Here is a 16670-nt window from a genome sequence, read left to right on the forward strand (position 1 = left end):
AAAAAGCCCCAAGCTTGTATAGGTTTAGGGCTTTTTTAATGCTTTTAAAATACCTCATCACAAATCTGTACCCTTTAATCGCATTGCTTTGTTAGATACCAGCATCTATATTGAATGAACCATGATTGGCTTGTTGGGGATAAGTTGTTGCGCCTTTTCGTTATAGGTTGGTTAGTGTTATTAGGTTCAACACAGGCTATGGCTAATGATTTTACATCGTTTAAAGCTAAACTTAACGAAGCCGAAGATTATCTTGTTGTTAATCCTGCACAATCAATAATTATTCTTGAAAATCTCACAGAACTAAATACAGCTCCTGCTGCGCTATTTATACGCTGGCATCTGCTTTATGCCCGAACAGCGGTGCCCACGAGTCGCTATGAACGGCTTTATCAATCGATTGACGCAATATTTCAGTATCATCAAGATGACTACTTCAAACATAAATTGACCACCATAATGAGTGCCTTGGGAATATGGCTGCGCCATGCTGAATATTTAAACGATGCCCAGCTCTCATTTAAATGTGCTTATAAATATGCGCAAAACGATCGCCAACGATTAACACTCACCAACAGTATGGCACTGGTTGCTCGCTCGCAAAACGACTTTGCTAAAGCGCGTGCTTTATACTTAAATAATCTTGATCTCACAACACAATTAACACTTCCTAATGTAACAGCACTTATAAAAAATAATTTGGGCTCTTTAGCACTTGATGAAGGCAATGTTGCTAACGCTGAACGCTACTTTAGAAGTGCATTAAGCCTTAACCAAAATCTTGATAAACGCGCAGGGCAAATCTCAACCGGGCTTAATTTATTAATGGTTTTTTTAATTCAAGAACATCAGCTTAACTTTGATCGACTCTATACCCCAACGGCAACGTTGACTCATGCATTCCCCAACAAGTCTAAACAAGCACTGCTAATTTGGCTTGAACTAGGCTACAAAAATTTAACTGGCGAGTTTATAAGTCAAAAAGATAAACATCAGCTTCAAGCTGCATATGAGCAATTAGAAAGCGATAAAATGAAACAGCTAGTAGCACATTATCTAGCTAAAAAACTTGATGTTACTTTAGCACTACCTGAGCCTATTACGGCTAAAGAGTTTACCAGCCCTTGGTTTAACTTAGTAAAGCAATGCAATTGGGAGAAAAGTTTATAGCTTTAAGTCACAAACGTTCAGCTAAGCTTAGTTAGAAGCCTATAAACTAACTTTTATCTACTTTTTTACTTCTAATATAAGTATATAAAACAAGCTACTGAATTGGCTAACAAACGGAATATATAATAAGATAGGCCAGAGAAGATAAAAATAAATGTCATTTTAATTCAATACCTTACAAAGCCTCTTGACCAATACTCAGGTTAACTTAATAACCACAAAAATAAAAAAGGCACTGTGAAGTGCCTTTTTATTTACTCAAATCTAATTAATTACAGCGCGTTAAATACATCATCTGTTTTAGCAGCGCAAATGAAGTCATTTTTATGCAGACCTTTAATTGAATGGCTCCACCAAGTCACGGTTACTTTGCCCCATTCGGTTAATAAACCCGGGTGATGCCCTTCGTCTTCAGCCATATCACCTACCTTATTGGTAAACGCAATGGCTTGTTTGAAGTTTTTAAACTTATAAACGCGCTCTAACTGCATAATACCATCGCGTACTTCTGGCACCCAGTCAGGGATTTTTTTAATTAATTCAGCCAATTCAGCATCAGATACTTTTGGCGCATCTGCATGACAGGCTTCACATTTTTGTGCACTTAATGAAGACATTTTAAATCCTTAGTTTAGCGTTACTTTTTTCAAAAATTAACTAGCTAATTTTTCTTTTGGAGGAAACTTAGGGTCGTGCAAACCAAGTGATTTAGCTTGCTCAACTAAAGTCATTATATCCATTTGAGATATTTCAAACAGATCATGAATCGAATTAATCGTGTAATACAATGGTTGCATAATGTCTATACGGTAAGGTGTACGCAGCACATCTAGCACATTCATTGGATTAATCTCTGGTGTATCTGAATACACGTATTGGGTTTCCCCTGGGCTTGATAAAATACCGCCACCGTAAATACGTAATCCTTTTTCAGTTTGCATCAAACCAAACTCAACGGTAAACCAGTACATGCGCGCTAAATAAACGCGATCTTTTTTCTCTGCCGCGTATCCTAGTTGCCCATACTTATGGGTAAATTCTGCAAAGTCAGGATTGGTTAGCATGGCACAATGACCAAATATCTCATGAAAAATATCGGGTTCTTGTAAGTAGTCAAATTCTTCACGGCTACGAATGAAGGTAGCTACAGGAAATTGCTTGTTAGCGAGTAACCTAAAAAACTCATCAAAATCGATAAGTGCAGGTACAGGTGCAACCTGCCAACCTGTGGTTGCTAAAAGTACTTCGTTTAGCTCACTCAGCTGTGGGATACGATCATGAGGCAGATTGATTTTTTTCAATCCTTCCATGTACTCATCACAGGCTTTGCCTTCAATGCACGCAAGTTGGCGTGCTACAAGCTCAGACCAAATTTTATTTTCTTCATCGCTCCAATGTATAACCCCATTTTCATCAGGTGTTTTGGAGGTGTAATTACTTGCTTTAGCCATAAATACCTTCTTTGGGATAAAACCCTAAATCGGTGTCAAAATAACAGCCAAATGCTTGGCTATTCGATGTAGCCATACTATGCAAAAGTGAACAAAAGTTTAATAGCTTGACGCAGATCAATACTTTTGCAGATCACAAAGATCGTAAATATATAATTACAGAAAAGCAAAGATAAAAACACACACCATATTCATTGGAACCTACAGATAGAAATTTGCGTAAACATTAAATTACACCTCAAGATATTTTAGTAAATGCTTGGTTGAGATCGTTAATAATATCGTTAACATCTTCAAGTCCAACTGATAAACGAATTAAACCATCACTAATTCCAGCAGCTAGTCTTTCTTCGGGAGTGTATGGCGAATGCGTCATCGATGCAGGGTGTTGAATGAGCGTTTCAGCATCGCCTAAGCTAACCGCTAATGTGCACAGTTGCATGCTATCAATAAACTGCTCACCGTCGGTTAAGCTCCCTTTAATTTCAAAGGCAATAACACCACCTGCCGCTTTCATTTGCTTACCAATATACTTGTAACCTGGGTGCGATTTAAGCCCAGGGTAATACACTTTATTTACTTGCGGATGGGCTTCTAAGTATTCGGCAATCGTTTGCGCACTTTGGCAATGGCGTTCTACGCGAATAGCTAAAGTTTTTAAACCTCGATTTATTAACCACGCATCGTGAGGACTAATAGTGGCACCAATATCTTTAAGCACGGTCATTTTAATCTGTGTAATATGCTCAAGTGAACCACACACAATACCCGCAACAACATCGCCGTGACCATTTAAATACTTGGTCGCGCTATGCATTATAATATCAATACCGTACTTTTTTGGTGACTGCAGTAGCGGGGTCAAAAAGTATTATCAACCACACTCAGTAAATTATGCTGTTTAGCCACGTTACCAATAAGTGCTAAATCAATCACTGCCATGGTTGGGTTGATTGGTGTTTCTACAAATATCATTTTTGAGTTAGGCTTAATGGCAGCGCGCAGTTCACTCTCATTAGTCATATCAACAAAGGTGACTTCAATTCCCCATCGCGGCAACATATGCGCAAAAAAAGCAAAGGTGCAGCCATACAGTGCGCTTGATGCAATTAAGTGATCGCCTTGCGATAGAAAGCTTAGTACCGAAGCGGATACCGCCCCCATACCTGTTGCCGTGGCGGCAGCGGCCTCACAGCCTTCTAATTGCGCCACTTTTTGCTCAAGTTCAGTCGTGGTTGGATTACCTAAACGCGTGTAAATATAACCGGGCTCTTCACCTGCAAAGCGGGCAGCACCTTGTGCGGCATTTTCAAAATGAAACGTAGACGTTTGATACAAAGGTGAGGTTAATGCGCCATGCGGATCGTTTGCTTTTTGTGGGCCATGGATACATTGGGTATTTTGATGATGCTTGCTCATTGTGTGTTCTCGTTTTTATTATGTGTGTCAATAGCATAAATAAAACGCACCGCACTTAAAATCACAAGCATGCCGGATGCTCAGATGGCTATTTGTGCAAACTTTACCCAAAAAGCTGTACACAAATATTGCCAACGAAGTCTCACTACTTAGTTTCAGCTCCCTTACGGCTCATAATTTTACTCGCAATCCCTTGGACTGTGCCTTTTAACAAGCTGCGCTTGTTTTCAAGACGCGGTAAGGGTCGGCTTAATTCCATGGCTTTATAACCAATACGCGCTGTAAATATACCGGCACTAACACCTTGTGCAGCTCGCCCAGAAAGCTTGCCTAATAATTCAGCACTCAGTGCCGTGGCAGCTAAATCAGATACGAGCTCTGCACTGCCTACAAACATTACTTGCTTAATAAGCATGCGGTAAAGTTTAATACGGCTGGCATAACCAAAGCCAATGCCATATATGCGGCCTATTTGCTCTATTAATTTAGTGCCACGCCACAGTACAGCCATCATATCCACCAGCGCAATTGGGCTTAGAGCAACTAATAAAGCTGATTCTGTTGCAAAACGGTTTATTAACTTTTTAGCTTGATTGTCTTGCGTTATCAATAAGCTATTCGCGTACAGGGACATTATTTCTTTGTCACTGTGGTGCGTAGCGACCTGATTTTTAAAGTTTTCGAAATTATCTAATTGCTGATGTTTATTAAGCTTTTCAAGCCAAGGTATCGCCCCGCCTACCTGCTCACTATTGAGCAAACGATTAGCTTCATGGCGGTGCAGCTGATTACGCTTTAAGCTGCGTAACATTCTATATTCACGCCACAATAAACGCGATATCAGGAGTAAACCGGTTATTACAGCGGTTAAGTACACCCCACCTAAAATAACAGACTGCTGAAACGCCAATACAATTGAAAATGCGAACTCAAGTAATATTAAAACAATAAAGCTCAGTGCAAATAGGCCTTTAAGGATTTGCCACTTAGACTTTTTATATACAGGCTCAATATCGATTTCAGGTTCAATTAGCTCGTCGCTATCTTTGCTAGGCTGCTCACTTTGTCCCTGCTCTACGACTTTAGCCGCTAATAAATCTGGTTCATTTTGCTCAATATTTTGGGCATTAATACGACGCCCAGCTTGAAATTGGTGTGTTGACTCACTCATGTTAACTTATCTCCTAACAAGTACTGCATCACATGGTCTAAGCGAATGTGCTTAAGCTGTTGATCTGGGCTTGGCATAGGTGCAAATGATAAAAACTCAAACCCATGTGCTGGCCACTCACTTTTATTAAGCATTCTGCTCGGCGGCTGAGGAGGCAGGTAAGTTAGCCACTGTTGTTCATTCAATGGCTTGCCATAGATACAGTCGAGTGTTTGCCCTTTATCAACCACTTGGCGAGACACAGTGGCAGCGATTGACGACATCGCCAGTGTTTCTATTTTAACCCCATCAAATTTTAAGTGATTGCTTTGCTCTTTAACTAACGAATCGAGTAACAGTGCAAGATCTTTGTGATACTTTGCACTGATGTGATCGGACTTATTAGCAGCAAATAATATTTTATCAATATTAGGTTTAAACAAGCGTTTAAAAAAACCAGAATCACCATAGCTAAAGTGTGACAATAGTTGATTGATAACTCGACTTTGCTCAGCTAGCGTTTCATAGCCTTCATTTAAAGCACTAAGTACATCTACCAAGACGATTTGACGGTCAAAATGGCGAAAATGCTCATTATAAAATGGCTTAACAACTTCTTTAACGTAAGCATCAAAACGTTTAATTAAATGCGCTAAGTTAGAACCTGCTACTACATCGTCACTTATTTTTTCAGGGCTAATTGGAAAAAATAATAATAATGGTGCACCTTGCAAGTCGCCCGGCATTAACATTCGCCCTGGCTGTAACATGGCAAGCTTAGTGTCTTTTTTTAGCCCTACCAACATGGTTTGATAACATTTTGCAATATTAGCCAGTGCGTTTTCATCTACCGGTGCATCTAAATCAAGCTGCTCTATGGATTGTAAAAATTCAGCTGAGCTTTGGTTACGTGGCGTTTGGCTTAGCAATGGATATTGTTGCTCGCACCATTGCTCAAAGCTTTGCGCGAGCATAGGTAGGTCCAGCAACCACTCACCAGGATAGTCAATAATATCTAAATACAGCGTCGATTGTGGTGAGAAATGACCGCGCAGACCCGCGTTGCTTTGATATTTAATCGCCAAACGTAAAGTATTTATTCGTTCGGTAGAAGCGGGCCATGCAGGGTCGCCTTCACTTGGCAGTAAAGCACTTATTGCGCGGTTATAATCAAAGGTAGGAACGTTCAATGCCTCTTGCGGCACAATTTTAGTAGCAATGTGGCGATGTTCACGCATTACATCAAAAAAAGGTAAGTTGTTGTCATTCGCCTGAGAGGTTAAATGTTTAACTAGCGCGCTAATGAACGCAGTTTTACCACTGCCGCTCAGCCCTGTTACGGCAAGTTTAACGTGTTGATCTAAACTACGGTGCAGGGCCTTTTGGGCTTTGCCTTTAACGCTTTTAAAGGTCTTTTTTGCAAATGATTGGCTCATAAAGTGTTTTGCACCTTAGTTGCCGTCATTGATCACGCTGCAAACAAGGTGCTTATCAATCCCTTAAAGTTTATTAATTTCACGGCTAACCGTAAACTCGCTTGAAGTAACGTAGCGTTCCATGTTTTGAAGGCGGCTATCTACACGGGTTAATCGCTCTTTTAAGTCTTGCAGCGCACGACGCGGTGGCTCGCCTTTTTGCCATACTTTAAATTTTACTTCTAGCGGATCACCGCCATACGTTGATTGTGTTTTATTTACAGCACTGGGTTGTTTTTTATCTAAAATAAACCACGCTGCAATATACGCTACCACAAATAATGGGCCACCGGTTAGTAGTACAGCACTAACAAAAATAATGCGAACTAACCATAACTCCATATTAAAGTAGTCACTTAATCCCGCACATACACCGGCAATTTTACCGCGTTGTGGGTCTCTTAATAATTCGCGTTTGGTGTTCATACTTTTTGTCTCCACTGCGGTGACTCTTGATCAAGTAACGCTTCTAATGTCTCGATTCTATCAGTCATTTTTTCAGCTTTTTGAGCAAGCTCCAATAACTGGTGATGCTCATGCTCGCTTAACCCTTGGCTTACCTGCTTTTTGCTTCGGTAGTGTAAAATTAACCACAGTGGTGCAACAAAAATCATAAACAAGATAAAGGGTGCAACTAGTATCTCTGGATCAAACATAATCCTCTCCTGACAATCCGTATTCAATGTTGATGTCAGGGGCACAAGGCCCCTGTTTTATATTTATTTATTCGAGAGTTTCTTTTTAAGTTCAGCTAACTCGTCGTCAATTTTTTCATTCTTTTGTAAATCAGCAATTTCATCTGCTAACGTTTGTTTACCCAAATCATAAGACTCTATTTGAGATTCTAGCCCATCAATTTTGGTTTCGTAACGTTCAAAACGATTAAGTGCATCATCCACTTTAGAACTATCAAGTGCTTTTTTAACCTCAAGGCGCGACTCAGCCGAGCGTTGACGTAAAATAATAGCTTTTTGACGTGCTTTAGCGTCCGCTAGTTTCTCTTGTAGCGTAGTCACTTCTTGCTGTAGTTTCTCGATATGAGATTCTACATGATCAAGTTCACTTTCTACTGCAGCGACTGCATCTGCTGATTTTTGCTTTTCAAGTAAAGCTGAGCGAGCTAAATCATCACGATCTTTGCTCAGTGCTAATTCGGCTTTATCTTGCCAATCGCTTACTTGGGCTTTTAGTGTATCTACGCGACGTACTAATTCTTTTTTCTCAGCAAGGGTTTTTGCTGACGTAGAGCGTACCTCTACAAGTGTATCTTCCATCTCTTGGATAATAAGACGAACCATTTTTTCAGGATCTTCTGCTTTATCTAAAATGGCATTGATATTAGAATTAACAATGTCTGCAAAACGTGAAAAAATTCCCATAACATATACCTCTATTATTTAATCTAAATGTGTCTGCTTTTATTAGTATCAATATGCTTGCCAACTTTTATAATTTTAAAATACCATTTATTTTCAATATGTTAAATGTATATTACAAATTACTTTTGTTATCTCTCATAATGAAATACACTAACTGTTAGTAAAAATGACTAAGAGTTAGGAAATATGAGTCAATATCGCCAACAGGACAATTTACTTGGCCAATCAGACAGCTTTTTATCGGTGCTTGATCAGGTTTCGCAACTGGCTAACCTAGATAAACCCGTACTCATTATTGGTGAGCGTGGCACGGGTAAAGAGCTAATTGCTGCACGTTTACACTTTTTATCCAAGCGCTGGGATCAAAGTTACGTCAAGCTTAACTGTGCGGCATTAAACGAAAACCTACTCGAGAGTGAATTATTTGGTCATGAAAGTGGTGCTTTTACAGGCGCAAGTAAACGCCATGAAGGCCGCTTTGAACGTGCTAATAGCGGCACCTTATTCTTAGATGAGTTAGCAAATACCTCTGCCATGGTTCAAGAAAAGCTACTAAGAGTGATTGAGTATGGTGAATTTGAGCGTGTTGGCGGCAAGCAAACCGTTAAAGTAGATACTCGCTTAGTCTGTGCAACCAATGAAGACTTGCCACATTTAGCCGAGCAAGGTGAATTTAGAAGCGATTTACTCGATAGGCTCGCGTTTGATGTGATCACCTTACCGCCACTGCGTGAACGTCAAGATGACATTATGTTACTGGCAGAACAATTTGCGATGAATATGGCACGAGACCTTGAGTGGGAGCTATTTAGTGGTTTTACCCGCAGTGCACAAGAAAGTTTGCTCAGTTATGAGTGGCCAGGTAATGTCCGTGAACTTAAAAACGTGGTGGAGCGAAGTCTGTATCGCCACGGCAATGAACATATTCCTGTACATAAAATTATTTTAGACCCATTCGAAAGTCGCTTTAGACCTAAAGCCCGCATAAAACATGCACAAGCACCTGCTATAATACAATCTGAACCGACTACTCATGCTCAACCTGCAGAAGCGCCTGTAGCATTGAGTTCAAGTATCAAAGAACCTGAGTTTCCATGCGACTTAAAAACGCTCTCTAATGAATTTGAAATTACATTAATAAAAAAAGCATTAGAACATAGCCAATTTAATCAAAAGAAGACTGCAGAAGTACTTGGTTTAACGTATCATCAACTACGTGGTTATTTGAAAAAATACAATTTGCTAGAATAGTAGAGGTTGTGCGGGTGCATAAATTATTACTTGCTTTAATATCATTGAGCTTAGTAGGTTGCATTGATAGTAAAGAAGAAATCTTAGAAGAAAAAAACCAAGGTCTTGTTTATTGCGCCGAGGCTAACCCTGTGTCGTTCAATCCACAAGTCACAACCACAGGGTCAACTATCGATATTATTGCTAACCAGTTATACGACCGGTTAATTAGTATTGATCCCATAACCGCTGAGTTTAAGAGTGAACTTGCCACTGATTGGAAAATCAGTAAAGACGGTAAATCGGTTACCTTTACTTTGCGCAAAGGAGTTAAGTTCCATACCACCTCTTATTTCACTCCTAGCCGTGAATTTAACGCTGATGATGTGATATTTACTTTTAGCCGATTATTTGACGTTTATAACCCTTATCACTTTATTGGCGATGCTAATTACCCTTACTTTCAAAGTGTGGGGATTGACCAGCTAATTCGTAAAATTGTTAGAGTATCTGATCATCAAGTCCGGTTTGAATTATTTAATGCCGAAAGTAGCTTTTTAGCCAATATGGCGACCGATTTTGCTGTAGTGCTTTCTAAAGAATATGCCATGGCGCTTAAAGCTAATAATCAAGAAAACTTATTTGACCAATACCCAATTGGTACGGGACCTTATATTTACAAAGAGTATCGACGCGATCATTTAGTACGCTTTTATAAAAACGCTGATTATTGGAAACATGATGTTGCCCTTGAGCAATTGGTGTACGACATTACTCCAAATGGTACCACCCGTATCGCAAAAATATTGACCAAAGAATGTGATGTAACTGCACACCCAAGCAGTGCCCAATTAAGTATCTTAGCGCAGCGTGATGATATTAATGTTGAAAGAGAAACTAACTTAAATATTGGTTACTGGGCATTTAATACCGAGCGTCCACCTTTTGATAACCTAAAAGTACGTCAAGCATTAGTTCATGCCATTGATATAGATAAAATAATGCAGGCGGTGTATTACGGTAATGGCTTGCGTGCACAGTCTATTCTTCCGCCTACGTCATGGGCGTTTGAACTACAAAAAAACATGCCTATTTTTGACCCACAGTTGGCAAAAAGGTTATTAACTGAAGCCGGTTTTCCAAAAGGCTTTGATATGAGCATTTGGGCTATGCCCGTAAGCCGTATTTATAACCCCAACGCCCGCAAAATGGCTGAGCTAATGCAAAGTGATTTACGCAAAATTGGCGTTAACGTAAACATTGTAGAATATGAATGGAACACCTTTATTCAACGCATTGGGGAGCATCGCCACGACAGTGTGTTATTAGGTTGGGCAGCTGATACGCCTGATCCCGATAACTTTTTTAGCCCATTATTAAGTTGTACTGCGACATTCAGCGGCAAAAACCCAGCAAACTGGTGTAATCCAGAATTTGATTTACTGCTAACCAAAGCGTTAGACACCACAGATTTAAATTTACGTAAACAATATTATGACGCAGCACAGAGCATGATCATCAAACAATTGCCTCTACTGCCAATTGCCCACGGCATGCGTTTTCAAGCAAGTAGCGCAGACGTTGAGGGTATTACCTTAGGGCCATTCGGTGCTATTTCGTTGGCTAACGCGAGGAAAAGATAATGATCTTAGATTATATTTTACGCCGCCTCGGACTGTTATTTTTTATGGTGTTACTACTAAGCATTTTTACCTTTTCGTTGAGTTACTTATTTCCCGGCGATCCACTTAGTAATTTAAGCGGCATACCAGATACTAACTTTACCCAAAATGCGCAGTTAGAAGAAAAGTACTTGTTTAACAGTAACTACTTTATGCAGTACATCGCCTTTGTAGGACGAATTTTACAAGGGGACTGGGGAATGTCATTCGCCTCGGGGGGCAGTGTTTTCGCCCATGTAATTGATTTAATCCCTGCAACGTTAGAACTAAGTATTTACGCGTTAGTTATCTCGGTGGTAGTGGGTGTGCCTATGGGTATTTTAGCATCGGCATATAATAAACAATGGCCTGATAAATTTATTAGCTCTACAGCGATGATTGGCTATTCTATGCCAATTTTTTGGCTGGCATTATTATTAATTATGGTTTTTTCGCTCAAACTTGGCTGGTTTCCCATGTCGGGGCGAGTGAGCTTGTTGTATGAGATACCTGCGAGCACAGGGTTTATTTTACTTGATATTTTACTCGCTGATTTTCCTTACAATGGCTTGGCCATGTTAGATGCGCTGCATCACCTTACCTTACCCACTATTGTACTTGCTATGTATCCAACCACGGTATTAGTGCGCTTTACCCGCGAATCAATGTTAAAAGTAATGGATCAAAATTTCATTAAAACGGCTCGCGCCAAAGGGCTTACTCGTGGACAGCTTATTATTCATCACGCCCTAAGAAATGCCTTACTACCGGTTATAAAACAAATAGGTTTGCAGTTTAGTACCTTGATCACCCTAGCGATGATTACTGAAGTTATTTTTTCATGGCCTGGGATTGGTCGTTGGTTAATAGACAGTATTTATCAACGTGATTATCCTGCCATACAAGGTGGATTAATGGCTGTCTCTTTATTTATTATTATTGCCACAATTATGGCCGAACTGACCTACACCCTACTCGATCCTCTGTCTCGGAACCAAGCGCATGGCAAAGTTTAACTTATTTTCAGAAGATTCAAATAAGTCGCCATTAGCGAGACTCTGGCGAAAGTTTAAAAATAACCACCCTGCACTGGTTGGTTTGTGGGTGTTTATTGCCTTTAGCTTGTTAGCGGCTACCGCGCCTTTTCTTGCACCTTATGGGGTAAACCAACAGCACAGTGATGCACTACTACTGCCACCCTCGTGGAATGAAATGGGCGATGTGCGGTTTATACTTGGCACCGATGATTTAGGCCGAGATGTGCTCTCTCGTTTAATGAATGGTGCCACATATACATTTGGGTTATCGGTTGTAGCTGCACTGATCACCACTGTTATTGGTGTGTTGGTAGGTACCTTTGCTGGGATCAGTAAAGGCATACGTTCTAGTTTTTTGAACCATTTACTGGACGTAACGCTTTCAATTCCCTCATTATTACTGGCCATTATTATTATTGCCATACTCGGCCCTGGATTAATGAATACCGTATGGGCAATTATTTTGGCCCTGTTGCCTCAATTTATTCATTCGATTAGAAACCTGATAGTTGACGAACTTGGCAAAGATTATGTTACAGCTTACCGCTTAGATGGTGCCTCTAAATGGCATATTTTATCACGCGGAATTTTCCCTAACGTGTATGAATATATTGTGGTTATTTTTACGATGGCGCTTTCTACTGCTATTTTAGATATTGCAGCGTTAGGTTTTTTAAAACTGGGTGCACAGCCACCGACCACTGAATGGGGCGCTATTTTAGCAGAGAACTTAGGACTTATATATTTAGCACCCTGGACGGTAGCATTGCCGGGCGTACTGCTATTTTTAGCGGTTCTTTCAACAAACTTAGTGGGCGATGGACTTCGCAAAGTTTTACAAGCGCGTAAGGCCGATTAAATGCAGTTACTAGATATTCGAAACTTAACCATTGAACTTCAAACGTCTGAAACTGCCATTCGCGCTGTTGACCGCGTAAGCTTTAGTTTAAAAGAAGGTGAAGTACACGCTTTAGTGGGCGAATCAGGCTCTGGTAAAAGCTTAATTGCAAAAGCCATTGTCGGCGTGCTTAATGAACGTTGGGTGATAACCGCAGATAGAATGCATTGGCGTGGTGTTGACTTAATGCGCTTAACACCAGAGCAACGCCGTAAAACGGTTAGCCAAGACATTGCGATGATTTACCAAGATCCCAGTCGTTGTCTAGATCCGACTGCAAAAATATTCAATCAAATCGCTGAAACACTACCTGAAGTGGCTGCTAAAGGGTTTTTCTTAAAACGCAACCGAGAGCGTAAAGACCGTGTTAAAGCTTTAATACATAAAGTAGGTATTAAAAATCATGAAGCGGTGCTTGATAGTTACCCGCATGAGCTCTCTGAGGGCGTATGCCAAAAGGTCATGATAGCCATGGCAATTGCCCGCACACCAAAGTTGCTCATTGCAGATGAGCCTACAACCGCACTAGAAAGCACCACCCGTGCACAGGTGTTTAGGTTATTAAAAAGTTTAAACCAGCTAAAGAACATGTCTATTTTGATGATTTCTCATGAACTAGAAGAAATTATTAATTGGTCGCATGGTATCCATGTACTGTACTGCGGGCAAATGGTTGAAGCTGGCCCAACACACCGCATCTTTAGCCAACCTCGTCATCCGTATACACAAGCTTTATTAAAAAGCCTACCTGATTATGAGCATGGTTTAGCCCATAAAGAACCCTTTTATGCGCTTAAAGGCACTATTCCAACATTGCAACATTTACCGATTGGTTGTCGACTCGGTCCACGTTGCCCACAAGCACAAAAAGAATGTGTGGTTGCGCCTAAACTTTCAAAGCATCATGGTCATAGCTACGCCTGTCACTTTCCGCTGATCAAGGACATTAAATAATGCAACCTCTGTTGAAAGTTCAAGCCTTATCAAAAGCCTTTAATATGCGAGCGGGTCTGTTTAGCCGTAAAAAGTTTGATGTTTTAAAAAACATCTCATTTTGTATTGGTAAAGGTGAAACGATAGCCATAATTGGTGAAACAGGCTCAGGAAAAAGTACCCTAGCTAAATTATTAGTGGGTGCATACAGTGCCGATAGCGGGCAAATATTATTAGAAAATAACACCATTGAAAATAATGGTAATCGTGATGCGCAGTGTCGTTTTATCAGAATGATTTTTCAAGACTCCGCCACCTCATTAAACCCAGCAGTGACCATTGCTGAAATGCTGGATGATTGCCTAAAATTTAATACTGATTTTGATAAAACTCAACGCAGTGAAAAAATAGGTAGTACGTTGCTTAAAGTGGGTTTACTGGTTGACCACCAGCAATACTACCCGCATATGTTTAGTGTGGGGCAATTACAGCGTGTAGCGCTCGCTCGCGCGCTTATATTAGATCCTAAGGTCGTTGTGCTCGATGAGGCACTTTCATCGCTTGACCCCTCTGTAAGAGCGCAAATAGTTAACCTATTACTTAAACTACAGCTTGAAACTGGCTTAACTTATATTTTGATCACCCATCATTTAAGTTTAGTGCGCCATATTAGCGACCAGTTGGTGGTACTCAATAAAGGTGAGATTGTTGAATACGGTGCTACAGAAACTATTTTTCAAAACCCGCAGTCAAAGGTTACCCAGCGCTTGTTGAGTTGTTAATGTGTTAAAAAACAAAAAAGGCGCCAATTGGCGCCTTTTTTAATTTAGCTATTACTTATTCAGCCGGTTGAGCTGCTTTTGGTACATTAAGCTCTGCTTGTTGCTTAAGCGATTCAATGAATACCGTATAGTTTTTCTGTGCTTGCGCCATGGTAATGTTTTGCTTCATTTGTGGCTCAATGTTATCACTCACTGGTACATCATTTACCGCATTAAGCGCAACAATCGCGGCATCACCATTATTTAAGTTAACCACATCATACACAGCCGCATCACCAGGATGTGCCATTTTGAATACTTGGGTTACAATAGCAGGCGAAACTGCAAAGCTTTCACGAGTAAGTTGCGACTCTTGACGAACACTTAGTGATTGCTCAGCAGCCACATCGTTTAAGCTCTTACCCTCTTTTACTTGTGCAAATAAGGTGCGTGCTTTTTCTTTTGCAAGGTCTGACGCTTTTTCATTTACTAAGCGTGTTTTAATTTGCTCACTTACCTCGCTTAATGCTTTGGTTGCCGCAGGTTGGTGCTCATTTACACGCACCACAATTACGTGCTCATTACCAAGCTCAATCACTTCTGAATTCACTTTATCTTCGAGTAATTCAACTGATGATAATGCAGTAATTACCGCCGGATTATTAAGCGGCTCAGGAAGTGCGCTAAGCGCAAGCAAAGGAGTAGACTGTACTTCAACACCCGCCACTTCAGCAGCATCGTCTAAGCGATCAGAAATCTCAAAGGCTAATGCTCCCATTTCTGTTTGCTTATCGTAAAAAGCATCTACTTTTTCAGCTTGCTCAAGTTCAGCACGTAAATCAGCTTTAACCTCATCAAACTGTTTAACTTGTTGAGTTTGCAGATCAGTCAGTTTGATGATGTGATACCCAAACTCAGAGGCAACTACGTCAGAGTAATCACCTTTATTTTGTAATGCGAATGCTGCATCTTCAAATGCAGGCTCCATAACATCACGTTCAATCCACTCTAAATCGCCACCCATTTCGGCACTAACAATGTCATCTGAAGATGTCTCTGCTAGCTCAGCAAAATCAGCACCTGCATTAAGCTGGGCAAGTAAAGAGTCAGCTTTCGCTTTAGCCGCATCATCATCTTCACTATTATCGATTAGAATATGCGACACACGACGTTTTTCTGGTTCAACATATTGCGCTTTACTCTGCTCGTAATATGCTTTCACATCGTCTTCGCTTACCGTTGCTACATTAATATCATCTGCATTTAGTTCGATGTAATTAACTGAAATTAACTCAGGTGATAAAAACTGACCTGCATTTAATTCATAGTAATCTGCAACTTCTTGCTCTGTAACTTCAACATCAGCTTGCATTGTTTGTTTATCAATTACTAAGTAATCAATGCTACGGGTTTGTTGTTGCAGTGCAATGGCTGATTTAAGCTCATTTTGAAGCGCAAAGTCAGTACCCGCAACAGCAGATACTAATTGGCTACGCGTCATATCATCACGCAAGTACTCACGAAATGCGTCAGGTTGAAAGTTCATTTGACGAATAACTTGTAAATAACGGTCGTTATTAAACTTGTCGCCAATTTTAAAATAAGGTAGCTCTAAAATTGTTTTGCGAACACTATCATCACTTACGCGAAGACCAAGCTCGGCAGCTAGCTGGCTTTGTAATTCTTGTTGTACTAAACGGTCAATCACGCCTTGACGGATTTGAGCCATGTAAGTTGGATCAGCTGCTATTTGGGTAAAGTACTCACCAAATTGTTGTTCTAAGCGGCTACGTTCATTTTGAAACGCACGGCTAAATTCTGTTTGGCTAATTTTAATTCCATTTACTTCAGCAACGGGTTGTTCTGTGGTTTGACCTAAGTAACTACCGATCCCAGCTAAGGCAAAAGATAAAATCACCGCGCCTAAAATGACTTTGGCTACCGGCCCTTGCGAACCTTCTCTGATTTTCTCAAGCATTTGTTTATCTCTTTTCTGAGCAAGGTATTTTCTACCTTGTCATATGTAAAAAAAGCGTATCTTACCAGATACGCTTTTTCACTTGAAGTAACTGGCGGTTAAGTAACTTAATTTATCGATTGCAATAA

General features: G+C 40.3%; 15 protein-coding genes and 1 pseudogene. 7 read left to right on the top strand and 9 right to left on the bottom strand.

The features are described 5' to 3' along the window. The first annotated feature begins 174 nt into the window (after positions 1–174). A complete protein-coding gene (locus AC0L7Q_RS10730; protein ID WP_473697719.1) occupies positions 175–1170 on the top strand; it encodes a tetratricopeptide repeat protein in 996 nt (331 codons plus the stop codon). Between the two features lie 272 nt (positions 1171–1442). Here AC0L7Q_RS10730 and AC0L7Q_RS10735 read toward each other — a convergent pair whose 3' ends face one another. The 8 genes and pseudogenes from AC0L7Q_RS10735 to pspA all read right to left on the bottom strand — a co-directional run bounded on the left by AC0L7Q_RS10735 (position 1443) and on the right by pspA (position 8044). Further along, positions 1443–1787: a 4a-hydroxytetrahydrobiopterin dehydratase gene (locus tag AC0L7Q_RS10735; protein WP_008111000.1), complete on the bottom strand. Its 345-nt coding sequence runs from the start codon at positions 1785–1787 to the stop codon at positions 1443–1445. 36 nt (positions 1788–1823) lie between these two features. Continuing rightward, positions 1824–2621, bottom strand: coding sequence for a phenylalanine 4-monooxygenase (gene phhA, locus AC0L7Q_RS10740; RefSeq protein WP_008111003.1), 798 nt, complete (start codon positions 2619–2621; stop codon positions 1824–1826). A gap of 238 nt (positions 2622–2859) precedes the next feature. Then, positions 2860–4040 (bottom strand): annotated as a pseudogene (megL, locus tag AC0L7Q_RS10745) (methionine gamma-lyase). Positions 4041–4185: 145 nt separating this feature from the next. Further along, a complete protein-coding gene (locus AC0L7Q_RS10750; RefSeq protein WP_413402663.1) occupies positions 4186–5211 on the bottom strand; it encodes a TIGR01620 family protein in 1026 nt (341 codons plus the stop codon). Next, positions 5208–6626: a YcjX family GTP-binding protein gene (locus tag AC0L7Q_RS10755; protein ID WP_413402665.1), complete on the bottom strand. Its 1419-nt coding sequence runs from the start codon at positions 6624–6626 to the stop codon at positions 5208–5210. Before AC0L7Q_RS10755 ends, AC0L7Q_RS10750 begins: the two co-directional genes overlap by 4 nt. A gap of 63 nt (positions 6627–6689) precedes the next feature. Next, on the bottom strand, positions 6690–7091 hold the full coding sequence (pspC, locus tag AC0L7Q_RS10760; protein ID WP_075169626.1) for an envelope stress response membrane protein PspC: 402 nt from the start codon (positions 7089–7091) through the stop codon (positions 6690–6692). Then, a complete protein-coding gene (gene pspB, locus AC0L7Q_RS10765; RefSeq protein WP_138605052.1) occupies positions 7088–7321 on the bottom strand; it encodes an envelope stress response membrane protein PspB in 234 nt (77 codons plus the stop codon). Before pspB ends, pspC begins: the two co-directional genes overlap by 4 nt. Positions 7322–7384: 63 nt before the next feature. Further along, positions 7385–8044: a phage shock protein PspA gene (pspA, locus tag AC0L7Q_RS10770; RefSeq protein ID WP_010388087.1), complete on the bottom strand. Its 660-nt coding sequence runs from the start codon at positions 8042–8044 to the stop codon at positions 7385–7387. A 186-nt stretch (positions 8045–8230) separates the two neighbouring features. Between pspA and pspF the strand changes: the two genes are divergently transcribed. From pspF to AC0L7Q_RS10800, 6 genes are read left to right on the top strand one after another with little or no spacing between them, the layout of a single operon-like run. After that, complete coding sequence (gene pspF, locus AC0L7Q_RS10775) at positions 8231–9295, top strand: phage shock protein operon transcriptional activator (RefSeq protein ID WP_413402668.1); 1065 nt, start codon at positions 8231–8233, stop codon at positions 9293–9295. 14 nt (positions 9296–9309) lie between these two features. Further along, complete coding sequence (locus AC0L7Q_RS10780; RefSeq protein WP_413402670.1) at positions 9310–10917, top strand: ABC transporter substrate-binding protein; 1608 nt, start codon at positions 9310–9312, stop codon at positions 10915–10917. After that, positions 10917–11951, top strand: coding sequence for an ABC transporter permease (locus AC0L7Q_RS10785; protein ID WP_413402672.1), 1035 nt, complete (start codon positions 10917–10919; stop codon positions 11949–11951). Before AC0L7Q_RS10780 ends, AC0L7Q_RS10785 begins: the two co-directional genes overlap by 1 nt. Beyond that, a complete protein-coding gene (locus AC0L7Q_RS10790; protein ID WP_010388079.1) occupies positions 11938–12831 on the top strand; it encodes an ABC transporter permease subunit in 894 nt (297 codons plus the stop codon). The genes AC0L7Q_RS10785 and AC0L7Q_RS10790 overlap by 14 nt, the downstream gene beginning before the upstream one ends. Next, positions 12832–13824 (top strand): peptide ABC transporter ATP-binding protein, encoded by a 993-nt coding sequence (locus AC0L7Q_RS10795; protein WP_413402674.1) that lies wholly within the window; start codon positions 12832–12834, stop codon positions 13822–13824. It begins immediately after the preceding gene. Then, positions 13824–14585, top strand: a complete 762-nt coding sequence (locus AC0L7Q_RS10800; protein ID WP_413402676.1) for an ATP-binding cassette domain-containing protein — start codon at positions 13824–13826, stop codon at positions 14583–14585. Before AC0L7Q_RS10795 ends, AC0L7Q_RS10800 begins: the two co-directional genes overlap by 1 nt. Positions 14586–14640: 55 nt before the next feature. Here the strand turns inward: AC0L7Q_RS10800 and AC0L7Q_RS10805 are convergent, their stop codons facing one another. Next, the gene (locus AC0L7Q_RS10805; RefSeq protein ID WP_413402678.1) at positions 14641–16542 is read right to left on the bottom strand and encodes a SurA N-terminal domain-containing protein; all 1902 of its coding nucleotides are present in this window, start codon (positions 16540–16542) and stop codon (positions 14641–14643) included. Positions 16543–16670: the final 128 nt, after the last annotated feature.

Source organism: Pseudoalteromonas sp. KJ63-1 (genome assembly GCF_055808145.1).